We start from the raw sequence: 15,915 nt of genomic DNA, 5'->3' as shown, positions 1-15,915 counted from the left end.
CTGCAATTAGTTTGCGTTCTTTTTCTTGCCCATCTATCATGGCATTGATAATAGTAATTTCCTGTTCTTTTAAAAGCGTAAGGTTCTTTTGTTTTTCTATAGCTTCTTGTTTTTCGGCTAGCAAGCGTTTTTTTCTCGAGTTCGTGATCGTTAAATACCCAATGCCCGATCCTAAAAGTAATATAGCACCTGCCCCAATTAGCAATGCTTTGTCTTGCTGCCTTTTGGATCGTAAGGCAATGTTTTCTTTGTCTTTTTTCTCGGTATCTAGGGCTGTTTTTATGGCCGTAATTTCGGTATTGTGTTTTTGGAAATTTAAAGCGTAGGTTAATAATCGTGCCTGGTGTTCGTGGTGGTAGGCAGAGTCATGGATGCCCATTTGGTTAAAATGTATTGCTTTGTACACACTAATATCATGCATATCCTGAAGACTGTCGTTGGCGCTAACATACTTTTTCGCTTTGTTTAAGTAGGCCAAGCCTTTTTCATGTTCTCCTTCTAGGGCAGCAACACGAGACAAATTACACAAAGTAATATATTTTCTAAACCTAAAATAAGGGCTATCGGTAAAATAAGTTGCACTTTTTAAGTAAAGTTCTTTTGCCTTATTGGGGTTAGTTTTTATTGTTTTGTTGCCTTTACAGTGGAAGTAATATGAAAGATATTTTTTTGAGCTGTCTGATTTCTCTACTATACTATCAAACTGTTTGTATTGCCAATAAAGCTCTTGGTCGCTTTTTACTTTTTGTTTTTGTGTTTCTTCATATGATTTAGTTAATCCTTTTAGAATTATTGTATAATAAAAATAGTAAAACCAATCGGTGTTAGTTTTACTTACTAATTTGTATTCTTTAAGATAATTTGTATAATTCTTATCGGTAATTATACCTTTTGAAAATAGTTTTAATATGGATAGGAGGCTGAAATTTTCAAGTTCTATAGCATTCAGTTTTTTAGCGATACCATAGGCTTTGGAAAAACTTAAAAATGATTTTCTTGAGTTTTTTGCGTAATGCATGTACTTATAGCCCTCTATAAGATGAAACACCCAGGAAATGGTTGGGTTGTCTGGCTCGTTTTGCAAACTTAAAAACCGCTTGTCTAATTCTGCGAGGCGAGTTTGCCTATCGTCTTCAATGATTTTTGTTAAGAGTTCTAGATACAGGTTCTCTGGTTGCTTTGCTTTTTTTAAAATAGCATAATTTTTTTCGAAGGTCAAATTCTTTATGTTCTCGATAACCGCAAAAACAGGTTGGTTTTGTGCAAAACCAACCTGAATGTAAAATATAAATATTATAAAATTAAATTTGCCCAACAAGTTTTTCAGATTTATCTACTTTAACTAAAGATTCCCTGCAGTTCATACCAATAGCTTGTAGGTCTATTTCACTTTCCATAAAATCTGTAAAACTTATCGCTTCATTATCTTCTTTTTTACAAACTAAGTCTTCGATATCCATCCCTTTGTAAAAACCATCTTCAATTCCCTCTTTTGGATCATTTCTTAGTTTTAACGCATATCTTCGTAAATAAATCGAATCTATTTGTTTCTTTTCAATTTCTTTGTCTAACAAATTTTCGGTACGCGCATTTTCCTTTTTCCCTATAATTGGTACCACGGGTATTCCTATGCGCAGCATACCGTTTTTATCAAGAAGTACTCGGTTTACAATGTCTTTTTTAAAATATATTTTAAATTGTCCTTTGTAATTTTTTACGTAGAAATCTATTGATGATAGCATTTCTTTGCCATTAATAGTTGTGAAAGCAAATTTTGCGTAAAAGCAATAAAAGGTGCCAAAGCTTTGGCTTGCATAAATAAACTGGTAATCGGATGTGTTTTCTAAATTTACGTACCCCGTAAGATTTTTTTCCATAATAGTTTTAAGTTTGGTTAAATTATTTGGTAAATATGTTCGTATTTACCATGTTAAGCAATACCCATAAGTAGGTAATTTATCTTGTTTAAAAATACCAAAAAAAATTAGGATGTAAAAATCGTAAGTAAAATACCAATGAGAATAGCACTAAATTTTTGAAGATTAAATTTGTGATTCTCACTACTTTCAAAAAGAATAACGGTTGCAATGTGCAAAAAGATACCAATGGTAAACGCTAATATTTCCGAGTGGTACTTGGTTACGAAAGGTACAGCCTCCGAAATAAAGATACCAAAGGGGCTCATTAGGGCAAAAAAAGAAAGAAAAAAGATAATTTCTCGTTTACTGTATTTGGCATTCACTAAAAAGGTAGTAAGTACAATGGCTATTGGAATTTTATGAATGAAAATGGCCCATAGTAAATCGTTGTGTTGGGTATTTTCGTGATGAATCGGTAGCCCCTCACTAAAAGCGTGTAAACTTAAACTGATAAATAAAAGCCATGGAAATTTTTGTGGTTCGGCATCGCTGTGCACATGGCCGTGTTCGGCACCTTTAGAAAAAGACTCTAATACAGACTGCATTAAAATCCCGATTAATATTAAAACGCCAACCCGTTTAATATCGGTAGTTTCGGTATATACCTCTGGCAACAAATGCAATATGGTCACAGAAAGTAGGTAGGCACCACTAAAAGCGAGAAGTAATTTTACAAATTGCGTACTAGGTTTTTTAAACAAAACTAGTAACGAACCAGATAAAACCGAAAGTATTAAAATAAACGAACTCATTGGGCAACTAAAATTAGGCGATCGGAGGTTTCTTCATGAAACGGTTGTAAGCTATAATCGCCAAAAACATGGGTTATGGTAAGGCCAGCCTTGGCAAAGAAATGCTGCATTTTGGGTAGGGTTAGAAATTTAACATGCTCGGTATAGGCATGTTTCTGTTTCTCTGCCACAAAATTAATATGCTTTAAAATAAAACCGTCTTTTATTTCTTTGGTAATATGGAATTCGATGTCGTCAATTTCTTTTACCTCTTTTGCAACTAAATGGTTAGCAACTTTGTGTACGTTTAAAAAATCCAAAACAAAAACCCCTTCTTTGGCCAATCCATTTTTAAAATTTTGCAAGATTAAAATGTCTTCTTCATCGTTTTCAAAGTATCCAAAACTAGTAAAAAGGTTAAAAATGGCGTCGTAGGAATTTTGAATTGGTTTTCGCATGTCCCACACTTCAAACTGTAAGGTTTCATTGGCAAATTGTTGGGCAAATGCGATACTATTGCTACTTAAATCGCCACCGCGAACAGTATATCCCAAAGAGTTTAAGTACACCGAATGTCTTCCTTTACCGCAAGGAACATCGGCGATGGTACTACCTTGTTTTAGCTTGAGAAAATTGGTGATATTACGCATAAAAAATTGCGCGTCTTTGTCGTTTCTATTCTTGTATAAAATATGGTAATATGGTGTGTTAAACCACGAAGTAAACCAGTCTTGTTGTATATCCATAATTTCGTTAGGAACAAATGTAAGCAAATCTTCGCTTTTTAAAGATGAATGCATAAAAATTCATAACTAGATAAATTAACAGTACTTTTGCAGAGAATTTTTACTCGAGTACATGGAAAAAGATTTTAAAATGACTGCCATTACCATGGCAGGTTTGGAGGGAGTTTTGGCCAATGAATTACGCCAGTTAGGAGCTATGGAGGTAAAAGAAGGCATCCGAAACGTTTCTTTTCGCGGCGATAAAGGCTTTATGTATAAGGCAAATATAGCTTTGCGTACTGCAATTCGTATTTTAAAACCCATAAAGCGGAGTAAAATTTTTGACGAAGAAGATTTGTACGAAGCAATACAACGCATTAAATGGGAACGGTATTTAGAGGTAGATGGTACTTTCGCTATTGGTGCTGTGGTAAACTCGAGAAATTTTACTTCCAACTCGCATTACATCAGTTTAAAGTCTAAAGATGCTATTGCCGATTATTTTGTTCACAAGTACAACAAAAGACCCAATGTAGATTTAAAATATCCAGATGTAAAAATTCACATTCACATTCATAAAGAATGGCTTACCATATCTTTAGATTCTTCAGGAGATTCCCTGCATAAAAGAGGTTATAGAAGTGCTACCAATATTGCGCCAATTAATGAAGTTTTGGCCGCTGGTTTAGTATTGTTGTCGGGGTATAAAGGAGAGGAGAATTTTATAGATCCGATGTGTGGTTCTGGTACAATTTTAATTGAGGCAGCCATGATAGCTAACCACATACCGGCAAACATAAATCGAAAGCACTTTTCTTTCGAGAACTGGAAAGATTACGATGAAGATTTATATTTTATCATTCAAGATTCTCTGTTAAAAAAGATTCGAAATTCTCATTTTAAAATAATGGGTTTTGACAAAGCACCTTCTGCCGTTAGAAAGGCACAACAAAATATTATCAATGCCAATTTGGAGGAGTTTATTGGGGTACACCACGTTAATTTTTTCAATTCTAAAAAGGAGGTTTTTGGAAAAACAACTATTTTGTTTAATCCTCCTTATGGAGAGCGTTTAAATATTGACGTGTTTGAGTTTTATGCTAAAATAGGAGATACTTTAAAACATAACTATTCCAATTCTACCGCCTGGCTAATTACTTCAGATATTCAGGCCTTAAAAAACGTAGGCTTACGAACCTCGCGAAGAATACCGCTTAAGAATGGTGATTTAGATTGTCGTTTTGTAAAATACGAGCTGTATGAGGGTAGTAAAAAGATTAAAAATCAAAATGCAATAGAATAAATATAAAGTCCTCTTGGTAGCAAGAGGACTTTTTTTATGGTGCGGTATTTTCTGCAATAATCGTAGCAATAGCTGCAGTAATTTCTTTCGGAGACTTTTTCCATTTTTTGGCACCATTTGTTAATATAATAACAGTTATATCTTTTGCTAAACCATCTCCCCAAAAATGACTTACCGATGAAATCCCTGCCCCACCATGGCCGGCATAATGGATTCCGTTCGCTAATTTTTTTGCCTCCCAACCAAGCCCAAAATCCCCTGCGGACGTGTTATTTAAAGTTACAGGAGTCATTATTTTTTGCAAAAGACTGGTTGGAAAATAATCGCCATGTAGAAGGTGCTGTAACCACACAATAAGATCATTCATAGTACAATTTAAACCGGCTGCTGCGTACATAGGCGGAGCATAATTTAGAGGAAACATTTCTAATCTTCCGTTTTTGGTTTGGTAGCACTGTACCCTATTAGGGATGATTTTTTTAAAGCCTCCATAGGTTGCAGTTCTCAAATTGTACTTATTAAAATACGCTTCTTGCATGTGTTGTTCAAAACTAGTTTTGGCTAGCTTCTCAATAACTAATTTTACTAATAAAAATCCGGTTGCATTATAGCGTGAGGTTTCTCCCGGTAACGCCTTGAATGGTTTGTTTTTCATAGCTTCTAAAACAAATTGTTCGCTAGTAGGTGCCAAGTAGATACCATAGTCGATTTGGTCAGGAAGCCCAGAAGTATGGGATAGTATTTGTTGCAATGTAAGTGCTTTCCACTCACTGGGTATTGTATAATTGTCTTCTAAGAAAGCACCCAAAGTTTCTTCTATAGATCGGTTTTGTGCCACCAATAGCTTATGCAGTGCAACCGAACTGAATAATTTGGATATGGAAGCTAGTTTAAAAACGGTATTTTTTTGCAGGGCAACTTTATGTTCCAAATTGGCATATCCATACTCTTTTTGATGTATTAATTGACCATTTAGCAACACGGCATACTGCATTCCAACAATTTCGTTTTCTGTACGAATCGCGTTTATATAGGAATCTGCTTTTGCAATGGCAATTTTGTAGTTGTTTTGGCTACAAAGAGTCGTCATAGAAAACAGTAGTGCAAAAGTTATGTTATGTTTTTTTAGCATGAGAAGAGCAATTATAGTTTTAGGTTACTTTGTCTTTAAACTGTACTTGCTAAAACTCTGGCCATTGATTTCGGTATATTTGGTGTCGATTTCATAGTCTACCTCCATATTTCTAATATCAAAATCGCCCTTTATTTTGGTGTATTTTAGGTTAAGATCTTGCTTGAATTTGACGTTGTTAAACGATACACCTTCGTAAAATTCGGTGTATTTAAACGTGGCTGTTTCTTCAAAAATACTGTTTCTAAAACTGATGAATTCGTCAAATTTTGCATACTTAAACGTAGCAGGCTCCTCAAATAGGGTATTGGAAAAATCAGCCTGATCAGAAAAGTAAGCATACTTAAAAGTAGAATCGTTGGTAAATTTGGTGTTCGAAAAATCGGCAACTTTTTTAAATTTAGAGTATTTAAACATCGCTTTTTCTTCAAACAGACAATCCTCAAAAATTACATCGCCAGAAAAATTGCTAACAAAAGTATAGCCACTTTTCTCGTGTGGAATGTATGCAAGTACATCTCCTTTAAAAATACACTTCGAGAAACGTATCGGGGCGGTAATGGTATTTTCGACCGTATTTGATCCGCCATTGTTCCACCACGAAGATCTTTTTGGTAGTTTAGGGAGTTCCTCTTCCATGCTAGTGAAATCAAGATTTCCTTCAATTATAACATTGGTATATGTGACATTATCACCATTTTTAATGGTTCTTATAATCTCTGTTGCAGCGATTCTTTTTTGTGCAACACTAGCAACAGAGATTGCAAGTAAAAGTAGTAGTACGTATATTTTTTTCGTCATTGGTATAAGATTTTTATACTAAAGACTTCACTTGTTTTAGAATGTGACACTTTAGGGTATAAAAAACAGCATTTATAAAATGCTGTTTTGCTTTTGGGGTAATAAAATTTTAGTTTACTGAATCACTTAAACCAGCACCTGCCTTAAACTTTACAACGTTTTTAGCAGCGATTTGAATCTCTTTACCAGTTTGAGGGTTTCTACCTGTTCTTGCAGCTCTTTCCGACACAGACCAAGTTCCCCATCCAACTAAAGCAACTTTTCCTCCTTCTTTTAAAGTACTTGTTACGTTGTTAGTTAAAGATTCTAATGCAGCTTTTGCAGCAGCCTTTGAAATTCCTGCATCTGCAGCCATAGCATCGATTAAATCTGATTTGTTCATAATTCGAATAGATTTTAAAAATTAATTAATATGTTTTGCTTAATTAGCTTAACAAATATAGACGGAATGCGGTATTGTGCAATATTTGGCTATAAAAAACACAGTTTTGTTAATAAAAAGGTTTCAATTGTTAATAACCATCCTTGTTTTTATATTAAAAATCTAAATTCCTTGGTTTTAAAGGGCTAGAGGCGATAGCCTGTTCTGAAATAGGAAATCCATTCAATAAACTTTTTGTATCCAATAATTTTTTGCCCGAAACCTTTAAACTGTGTATCACCAAGTAACCATCCTTTACCGCAACTTTGAGTGTTTTTTTTGTAGTAACAATAGTTCCTATTGCTTGTTCATGCGCTACCGCTTCTTTTGCAACTTCATAAATTTTTGCTGTAAACTCATTTTCTCGATCCTTTATAGTGGTCCAAGCAGCAGGATACGGATTTAAACCTCTAATATGATTGTATATTGCATCTAAAGATTTCGTCCAATCTATTCTACAGTTATGCGGGTACAATTTATGTGCTGTTTTCTCTTCTAATGCTGGTTGTTTTGTGGTGACTACCTTGTCTTCTGCAATAAGATCTACGGTTTCTAAAACGAGATTGGCGCCGAGATGCATGAGTTTGTCATGAAGTATTCCAACGGTTTCCTCTTTGCCAATAGCAGTTTCTTTTTGCAGTATAATGGCACCGGTGTCTATTTTATCATCAATAAAAAAGGTAGTTACTCCTGTTTTTGTCTCTCCGTTTATAATCGCCCAGTTAATTGGAGCAGCTCCTCTATATTCTGGTAGCAAAGAGGCATGTAAATTAAAGGTACCGTATTTCGGTAGAGCCCAAACCGATTTAGGAAGCATTCTAAAAGCGACAACAATTTGTAAATTAGCATTCCAAGCCTCTAGTTCTTTTTGAAAGCTCTCTGCTTTTAAATTGGTTGGTTGTAGTATGGGCAGGTTTTGCGATAAAGCATATTTTTTTACGGCAGATTGATTCAGCTTTCTTCCTCTACCAGCTGGCTTGTCTGCAGCGGTAATTACACCAACAATATTGTAATTATGTGTTACTAAACTTTTTAATATGGTAACTGCAAAATCGGGTGTTCCCATAAAAACGATACGTAAATCTCTTGTCATGTTAAAAAGTATTTGTTATGGTTGGTTATGCCAATGGTTTCTTTGGCTAATAGTGTTCGCAAATGTATTAAAATGTCATTTTCTTTTTCATCTATCAATGCACATATTTCTTGCGATGATAATTCTTTGTGCACTTTAAATAAAGCAATAATTGCCGAGTTGAGGTGTTTCGTTGCTTTTAATTCGTTAAGGCATACATCACAGGTGCCGCATTTTTGGCTATTTTTTTCTTCAAAATAGGTTAACAGTTGTATATTTCTGCAAACCGAAGCATTTTCCAGGTATCGAATAACAGCCAGTACTTTCTCTTTTTTTAGAGTAAAAAGACGTGTAATATTTTTTGATATTCTGTTAATAGTTCTCGCATCTTCTCTTGGGTGTAAAAAAAGTAAGCTATTACTTTTGGAAGACTTTGCGTAGGTGATATATCCTTTTTCATGCAATAGTTCTAACTGTGAAATTACTTTCCAGGAAGTGCTGTTGTTTTTTTTAGCAATATAGAATTCATCAATTTTAACTGCATTTTCAAAGACACCACCATACATGCGCAGTAAAATTTGCACGAAGTTTTTCAAGTTATTAGAAAGTATGTTGTTTTTCAGGATTTGTTGGCTTCCTACCGTAAATTGAATGGTTGATTTTTGATTGAAATTTTGAGTAATTTGAATAATCTCGTTAGCATTGAGTGCTTGCACTGCTAAAGCAGTTTTTGCATTTGGGAGTTGGTATGTATCGCAAAACTCGGTGAAATCAAATTCATATTCAGTATCTGTAAACTCTCCCAAAGCAATTTGCTTGTACTGGTGTAATTTTTGGTACACTGTTTTTATTTCCGCCATAGAAGGATATTTATGTTGTAGAGATTCTCTGGTATAGCTAATGTCTGCCTTTGTAACTAAAACTAAAGAAAATGCCTTTTTACCATCTCTACCACCTCTTCCTGCTTCTTGTACGTAATTTTCTAGTGAAGAAGGTATGTTTAGATGAATGACTGCACGCACGTTTGGTTTATCAATTCCCATTCCGAAGGCGTTTGTTGCTACCATAATAGGTGTTTTTTCTTGCATCCAATTCGCAAAAGCTACTTCTTTTTCTAGTCGCGTTAGTCCACCGTGGTAAAAACTACTTTGAAATCCAGAGGCATTGAGATAGCTGCTTATTTTTTTAGCTTTATTTCTAGAAGCTACATAAACAATACTAGGGCCATTGATTTTTTTTAATATTCTACAGGTTCTACCTAATTTGTCTTCGGTAGGAAGTACTTGGTATACTAGGTTTTTTCGGTAAAATGACTTTTTAAATACGCTTGGAGTTTCTAACCCCAAGTGGGAAGTTATATCTCGTATAACTTTAGTATTAGCAGAAGCGGTAAGTGCAATTGTAGTAGCATTAGGATGGATTTCCTTTACGGTTTGTATGCGAAGATAGGATGGGCGAAAATCATGTCCCCATTCCGAAATACAATGTGCTTCGTCTATGGCAATTATACTAACGTGTAATTGTTTTATTTTTTCTTGAATAAATCTAGATTGCAGTCGTTCCGGAGACAGATATACAAATTTATAGTTGCCAAATCTAATGTTGTCAAAGAGTCTGATAAGATCATCTTGCTTACTGCCCGACGGAATAGCGACTGCTTTTATGCCTTTACTTTGTAGGTTCTCTACTTGATCTTGTATCAATGCAATAAGCGGAGATATTACAATGCACACGCCATCTTGAAGAAGGGCTGGAACTTGAAAACAAATCGATTTTCCACCACCGGTTGGCAAAAGTGCAATGGTGTCTTTTTTGTGGAGAACGGCATCGATAATCGCTTTCTGTGGTTCTCGGAAAGAGGTATAGCCCCAGTACTCTTTTAGAATATGTACTGTAGCATCAGACATTAGAATTTAGGCTTTCCAAGATAAAATCACAGCGCTCTTTTACAGTTCCTTGCGGAACATTAACAATAGAATAACCGATTTCTGTATACGCCTCTCTCAAGAATTGATCGATTTTAACTGCCTGCTCAAAAGTTTCGTAACGCTCGTTATCAGCGGTGTAAATTTTTTTCCAAGGCGAAAGCATAAATACCTTGTCGTATTTATATTTCTTACTTTTTTCGATATATGTATCGGGGTATTCTGTACCTAAATAATTCATGTAGGCATGGATGTCGGGGATACCACGATCAAAAAAAATCGGAGTCGCGGAGGTGTTACATGCATCTTTGTATTGTTGCTCTCTTCCGTCGAGTAACATCTCACTGAACAATAAAGGTTTCGTTAGAAACAATTGTTCAATTCCTTCTTTTTGTGCCTTTAAAGTTACCTCTCTGGAGATTTCTGGCATACATTCGTATCCTCTTTTTACAAATTCATTTATGATGGTAGATTTGCCAGTACCAGGCCCTCCAATAAGAACTATTTTTTGTTGCATATTGCAAAAATATAAGTTTCAATTCATTAATTTAATAAATAGTGTAATTTTGTCATTTGCAGCGTACATGCAATAAACTGAAAAAAAGTAAAAATAGACATTATGGCGGATAGAGAAGCGTTTTATAAAAAATTGAAAGTGCAGTTAGAGGATACTTCTTCCTTCCCTTCAAAATACCTGTATAAATTTATAGTACCATCCGATGGTAACCAGGTAAAGGAGGTAGAGGCTTTATTTGACAAAGGAGGTCCGGTAATCAGTACTAAAAAATCTAGAACCGGAAAATATATTAGTGTTTCAGTAGAGTTAACTGTTTCAAGTGCAGAGGAAGTGATTTCGTATTACAAAAAAGCAGAGTTTATTGAAGGAATCATATCACTTTAAATATAATTTTATGAGAAAACATTTTTTACCTTTACTTTTTATTTTTAGCTTAATTTCTAGTACATCGTTGGGGCAAGAAAATACCGAGTTGTTCCGTATTGATAACCATTCTGTATCTGTAGCAGAATTCAAAAAAGAATACGAAAAGAATTTGGGTATTATGGTAGATGAAGATGCACGCGATGTAGAAAAGTATTTGGATTTGTACATAAATTACAAACTTAAAGTTCAAAATGCATACGATTTAAGATTAGATACTATTGCTTCATATAAGAAAGAATTGGAGGGGTATAAAAAACAATTAATAACTCCTTATTTGCAAGATGATGCAACCATAAATGCTTTAGTAAAAGAAGCATACGAAAGAAGTAAGATTGAAGTAAGAGCAAGCCATATTTTAATACGATTTACCAACAAAGAAAAACAAAAAGATACAACAGCTGCTTATGCTAAAATTATCGCTGTAAAGAAAAGAGTTTTGGCAGGAGAAGATTTTGGGAAATTAGCTAGAGAACTGTCCGATGATCCTTCAGCAAAGACAAATCGTGGAGATCTCGGTTATTTTTCAACTTTTAGGATGGTATATCCCTTTGAAGAAAAAGCCTACAATACTAATTTAGGTGAAGTTTCTGAACCTTTTGAAACCCGATATGGGTATCACATACTTTACGTTACCGATAAGCGTCCTTCTCAGGGAGAATTTGAAGTAGCGCATATATTAGCAAAAGATAGAACAATTGTAGGGAAAGTAAGAATTGATTCTCTATATCAACAAATTAAAAACGGTAGCTCTTTTGAAGAAGTTGCGAAACGTTATTCACAAGATGTTGGAACTGCAAGTAATGGTGGTAAATTACCTAGATTTGGTGCAGGAAGTATGGTTACAGAGTTTGAAAACGCTGTTTTAGCTTTAGATTCGGTAAATGCCATTAGTGTGCCCATCAAAACAAAGTATGGGTGGCATATTATAAAATTGTTACAGAAATTTCCCGTAGGTTCCTTTGCAGAAGAAAAAAAGAATATAGAGACAAAAGTTAAGAGGTCCGATCGCATAAAATTATCGCGAGAAGCTGTGCTTCAAAAATTAAATAGAGAATATAAGATAACTATTAATAGCAAAGCCTTACAGCCTTTTTATGACTATAAATTGGAGAACTTAAACGAACAAGAATTAGAAAGTACTTTGTTAACTATTGCATCCAAGAAAATACCCCAGAAGGATTTTTATGATTTTTTAAAGTACAGAAGAAATAGAAATGTAGATGAAGCTATTGTACAATTTAAAAATAAAGAATTAGTTACCTATTTCAAAGAGGATTTGGTAAATAGGGAACCAGAGTTTAAAAACACCTTGAGCCAATATAAAGAAGGGTTACTTTTGTTTGCTTTGATGCAACAAAAAGTTTGGCAGAAATCTGCTTCTGATACTATTGGATTGCGAAAATATTTTGTTAAAAATAAATCTAAATACATAGGAGAATTAGAAGATAATAAAGGAAAGATCATAAGTGATTATCAGCAGGAATTGGAAAGAGAATTACTAGTAGAACTTAAAAATAAATACACGGTACATGTTAGCAATGAAGAACTACAAAAATTAAAAAAAACTTATACGAATTAGTGTGAAAAAAACAGTTTACTTGTTAATTGCATCCATTGGATTCATCTCTTGTGATTTAATTTCCTTAAAAACAAAAAGAAATCGCGAAGAAAAGCCTGTTGCTATTGTGTATAACAAACACTTGTATAAAAAAGATATTGCGGCGTTAATGCCAAAAGAAATCAGCGAGCAGGATAGTTTAATTCTAGTGAAGGGATTAATATACTCTTGGGCGAAACAGCAGATTTTTCTATCGAAAGCAGAAGAAAATATTTCGGAAGTTAATAGTTTAGAGATCGAAAAGTTGGTAAACGATTATAAGTCTAGCTTGTATGTGAATGGGTATAAAGAGAAGCTAATAAAGCAACGTTTAGATACGATTGTTTCCGATCAAGAAATCGCAGAGTATTACATAAGAAATAAGGAGAACTTTAAGTTGAATGAAGACTTATTGCAATTTGCCTATGTAAATTTTGCACCAGATCATCTAGATAGGGATCAAATTGTAAAAGATTTTAGCGCTGCAAATCCTAAAAATATTGAAGATTTAGATAAGTTTCTTTTAAGTTTCAAATCGTACCGCTTGCAAGACAGTTCTTGGGTCAATCTAAACTATTTAAAAGAGAAAATTCCTCCATTTCGTTCAGAAACCAAAGAAAAACTGTTAAAAATATCCAAATTGATACAGAAAGAAGATAGTTTAGGAGTATATTTGGTCGCTATAAAAAACATTTTGAAAAAAAATGAAATAGCTCCTCTAAGCAATGTTAGTTGGAGGATTAAGCAAATTATTTTACACAAGCGTAAGTTAGAATTAATTAGAGAGATTGAAAAAACGTTGATCAATGATGCTATTAAAAACAACAATTTTAAGGAATATTAGTATTATTACTTTTCTTTTTTTAGGAGTATGTAATAGTAAAGCACAAGGCACTAAAGTAGATGGAGTAGCTGTTGTAGTGGGGAAAAATATTGTTTTAGATTCCGATATTGAAAAATTTAAACAAGAAGTTGAGTTGCGAAGTGAAGGAAAAATAACAATTAGCGATTGTGAAATGTTAGAAGAACTGATGCAACAAAAGCTCATGGCACACCACGCTATAATTGACAGTGTTACTGTTTCTCAAGGAGAAATAGATAGTCGTGTTAATAGAAGTATTCAATATTTTAAAAATGAATACGGCAGTGAACAAAAAATGGTGGAGGCCTATGGATTTAACGATGTAGAAGACTTAAAAAAGGAATTGAGTAGAGTACAAAAGGAAAATATTTTAATCGAGAAAGAGCAACAAAAAGTTACCGAGACCATCGACGTAACTCCGGAGGAAGTACGTGTATACTATAAAGGGCTTAAAGAAAAAGGAGAATTACCTGAAATACCAGCAGAGATAGAACTAGCCAATATTGTTATGTATGCGCAACCAAGTGCTGATGAGGAAAAGCGAATTTTAGATAAATTAAGTGAAATTAAAAAAGAGGTCGAAAATGGTGCAAGTTTTGCATTAAAAGCGATAATTAATTCCGATGATCCAGCGGTTACCTCTAATGAAGGAAAGTATACCATAACAAAAGACAGTCCCTTTATAAAAGAATTCAAAGAGGTTACTTTTAGCTTAGACGTCGGACAAATTTCAGAGCCATTTAAATCTTCCTTTGGTTATCATATAATTCTTTTACACAAGGTTAAAGGGAACCAAAGAGAAGTTTCCCATATTCTAATGCAGCCAGAGATTTCTGATGAAAAGTTAAAAGAAACCAAGGCGGCAATGGAAAATTTAGTAGCACAAATTAAAAATAATGAAATTACATTTGAGGCAGCAGTTAAAGAATATTCCGAGGATAAAGACACGAAACAAAGTGGTGGTCTTATTATGAATCCATATACCGGGGAACCTACTTTTGAACTTACCAGAATGCCTCCAGATTTGTTTGGAAGAATCAGTGAGCTCGACCAAGGAGATTTAACCGATGTTTTTTATGATGAAACTCGTGAAGGTGAGAAAATGTATAAGGTTATAATTATTAAGAAGAAGACCAAGACACACAAGGCAGATCTTCAGGCCGATTATGTTAGAATGCAAGAGTTTGCTTTGGCAAAGAAAAAAGAAGAAACCTTAACCAAGTGGTCTAAAGAAAAAATTGAAGAAACGTATATTAAGTTGGGAGATGATTTTAAAAAGTGTACATTTGAGAAAGACTGGAAAAAAGAAACCAAATAAAATCACTTAATTTTCGTTTAATTGTCAGCAAGCATATTTCTTTCGTTTGAACGATTATTGTTAAAAACCAACTGTTTGAAAAATGTCTGATGTATCTGCTGTAAATAATTTAGTAAGAAAGTACAAACAACTTCAAGAAGAAATAGGCAAAGTAATCATAGGGCAGCATGAGGCTGTCAAATTTACCCTATTATCTATTTTTTGTGGAGGACATTCTCTTTTAGTCGGCGTTCCTGGTTTGGCTAAAACACTACTTGTAAATACAATCTCCGATGCCTTAGGCCTAGATTTTAAAAGAATACAATTTACACCAGACTTGATGCCTTCGGATATTCTAGGAAGTGAAATACTAGACGAAAACAGACAGTTTAAATTTATTAAAGGGCCCATTTTTTCTAATATTATATTGGCTGATGAGATTAATCGTACACCACCAAAAACCCAGGCTGCACTTCTAGAGGCCATGCAAGAGCGCTCGGTTACTGTTGCAGGGCACCATTACAAACTAGATTTACCCTTTTTCGTACTGGCAACACAAAATCCAATTGAGCAAGAAGGAACCTATCCCTTGCCAGAAGCACAACTCGATAGGTTTATGTTTTCCATTAACCTAGATTATCCCAGTTTTGAAGAAGAGGTTGAAGTGGTGAAGAAGACCACGTCTACATTGCAAACCCATTTATCTTCTGTTTTTTCTGCCAAGGAAATTTTGGAAGTGCAAGAGCTAATTCGAAAAATACCCGTGGCAGATAACGTTATCGAGTACGCTGTTAGATTGGTTGGTAAAACAAGGCCAAAGACAACTGTTGCAGCAGATTTTGTAAAGAAGTACATCGATTGGGGTGCAGGGCCAAGAGCATCGCAAAATCTTATTTTAGCGGCTAAGGCACACGCTGCTGTTTCCGGAAAATACTCTCCTGATATTGAAGATGTGCAAGCCGTTGCTGTTCCTATTTTATCCCATCGTATTGTTAAAAATTACAAAGCCGAAGCCGAGGGAATCACCGTTAAAGAAATTATAGAGTCGTTATTTTAAGTACTATCTATTTCGCTGTTTTTATGCCAAGTTTAGTCCAGTAATTAGTGCTTAAGCCACTTTATATGGTGTAATTCTCGATATCCTATTCGAGAATGAGAAACATTTGTATAAAAATCTATTATATTGT

16 protein-coding genes are annotated in these 15,915 nt (G+C 34.3%); 6 read left to right on the top strand and 10 right to left on the bottom strand.

Annotated features, from left to right (window positions below; genetic code table 11):
- From BSU00_RS12955 to BSU00_RS11485, 4 genes are all read right to left on the bottom strand, one after another.
- Positions 1-1,219: hypothetical protein (locus BSU00_RS12955; RefSeq protein WP_158254434.1), on the bottom strand; the 1,219-nt coding region annotated here is incomplete at its 3' end.
- Between the two features lie 82 nt (positions 1,220-1,301).
- The gene (locus BSU00_RS11495; protein ID WP_105004508.1) at positions 1,302-1,877 is read right to left on the bottom strand and encodes a hypothetical protein; all 576 of its coding nucleotides are present in this window, start codon (positions 1,875-1,877) and stop codon (positions 1,302-1,304) included.
- Positions 1,878-1,984: 107 nt separating this feature from the next.
- Positions 1,985-2,671, bottom strand: coding sequence for a ZIP family metal transporter (locus BSU00_RS11490; protein WP_105004507.1), 687 nt, complete (start codon positions 2,669-2,671; stop codon positions 1,985-1,987).
- A complete protein-coding gene (locus BSU00_RS11485; protein WP_105004551.1) occupies positions 2,668-3,396 on the bottom strand; it encodes a cyclopropane-fatty-acyl-phospholipid synthase family protein in 729 nt (242 codons plus the stop codon). The genes BSU00_RS11490 and BSU00_RS11485 overlap by 4 nt, the downstream gene beginning before the upstream one ends.
- Positions 3,397-3,508: 112 nt before the next feature.
- On the opposite strand from BSU00_RS11485, the gene BSU00_RS11480 reads away from it, so the two are divergent.
- Positions 3,509-4,678, top strand: coding sequence for a class I SAM-dependent RNA methyltransferase (locus tag BSU00_RS11480; RefSeq protein ID WP_105004506.1), 1,170 nt, complete (start codon positions 3,509-3,511; stop codon positions 4,676-4,678).
- 34 nt (positions 4,679-4,712) lie between these two features.
- Here the strand turns inward: BSU00_RS11480 and BSU00_RS11475 are convergent, their stop codons facing one another.
- The 6 genes from BSU00_RS11475 to BSU00_RS11450 all read right to left on the bottom strand — a co-directional run bounded on the left by BSU00_RS11475 (position 4,713) and on the right by BSU00_RS11450 (position 10,546).
- Entirely contained in the window at positions 4,713-5,768 is a 1,056-nt protein-coding gene (locus BSU00_RS11475) for a serine hydrolase (RefSeq protein ID WP_158254433.1), read from the bottom strand.
- 66 nt (positions 5,769-5,834) lie between these two features.
- On the bottom strand, positions 5,835-6,611 hold the full coding sequence (locus BSU00_RS11470; protein ID WP_105004504.1) for a pentapeptide repeat-containing protein: 777 nt from the start codon (positions 6,609-6,611) through the stop codon (positions 5,835-5,837).
- A gap of 109 nt (positions 6,612-6,720) precedes the next feature.
- The gene (locus BSU00_RS11465; RefSeq protein ID WP_105004503.1) at positions 6,721-6,993 is read right to left on the bottom strand and encodes an HU family DNA-binding protein; all 273 of its coding nucleotides are present in this window, start codon (positions 6,991-6,993) and stop codon (positions 6,721-6,723) included.
- Positions 6,994-7,147: 154 nt separating this feature from the next.
- A complete protein-coding gene (gene fmt / locus BSU00_RS11460; RefSeq protein ID WP_233188722.1) occupies positions 7,148-8,125 on the bottom strand; it encodes a methionyl-tRNA formyltransferase in 978 nt (325 codons plus the stop codon).
- Positions 8,122-10,011: an ATP-dependent DNA helicase RecQ gene (locus BSU00_RS11455; protein ID WP_105004502.1), complete on the bottom strand. Its 1,890-nt coding sequence runs from the start codon at positions 10,009-10,011 to the stop codon at positions 8,122-8,124. The genes fmt and BSU00_RS11455 overlap by 4 nt, the downstream gene beginning before the upstream one ends.
- Positions 10,004-10,546 carry an AAA family ATPase gene (locus tag BSU00_RS11450; RefSeq protein ID WP_105004501.1) on the bottom strand — a complete coding sequence of 181 codons (543 nt, stop codon included), beginning with the start codon at positions 10,544-10,546 and terminating at the stop codon, positions 10,004-10,006. The genes BSU00_RS11455 and BSU00_RS11450 overlap by 8 nt, the downstream gene beginning before the upstream one ends.
- Positions 10,547-10,648: 102 nt before the next feature.
- Between BSU00_RS11450 and BSU00_RS11445 the strand changes: the two genes are divergently transcribed.
- The 5 genes from BSU00_RS11445 to BSU00_RS11425 all read left to right on the top strand — a co-directional run bounded on the left by BSU00_RS11445 (position 10,649) and on the right by BSU00_RS11425 (position 15,785).
- Positions 10,649-10,930, top strand: a complete 282-nt coding sequence (locus BSU00_RS11445) for a DUF493 family protein (RefSeq protein ID WP_105004500.1) — start codon at positions 10,649-10,651, stop codon at positions 10,928-10,930.
- Between the two features lie 10 nt (positions 10,931-10,940).
- The gene (locus tag BSU00_RS11440; RefSeq protein WP_105004499.1) at positions 10,941-12,551 is read left to right on the top strand and encodes a peptidylprolyl isomerase; all 1,611 of its coding nucleotides are present in this window, start codon (positions 10,941-10,943) and stop codon (positions 12,549-12,551) included.
- A 1-nt stretch (position 12,552) separates the two neighbouring features.
- The gene (locus BSU00_RS11435; protein WP_105004498.1) at positions 12,553-13,413 is read left to right on the top strand and encodes a hypothetical protein; all 861 of its coding nucleotides are present in this window, start codon (positions 12,553-12,555) and stop codon (positions 13,411-13,413) included.
- The gene (locus BSU00_RS11430; RefSeq protein WP_233188721.1) at positions 13,376-14,749 is read left to right on the top strand and encodes a peptidylprolyl isomerase; all 1,374 of its coding nucleotides are present in this window, start codon (positions 13,376-13,378) and stop codon (positions 14,747-14,749) included. Before BSU00_RS11435 ends, BSU00_RS11430 begins: the two co-directional genes overlap by 38 nt.
- Before the next feature lie 82 nt (positions 14,750-14,831).
- Positions 14,832-15,785: a MoxR family ATPase gene (locus tag BSU00_RS11425; protein WP_105004497.1), complete on the top strand. Its 954-nt coding sequence runs from the start codon at positions 14,832-14,834 to the stop codon at positions 15,783-15,785.
- Positions 15,786-15,915 lie beyond the last annotated feature (130 nt).

Origin of the sequence: Tenacibaculum sp. SG-28, from assembly GCF_002954385.1 — a bacterium.
Classification (GTDB): domain Bacteria; phylum Bacteroidota; class Bacteroidia; order Flavobacteriales; family Flavobacteriaceae; genus Polaribacter.
This window is presented reverse-complemented; position numbering and strand designations above follow the sequence as displayed.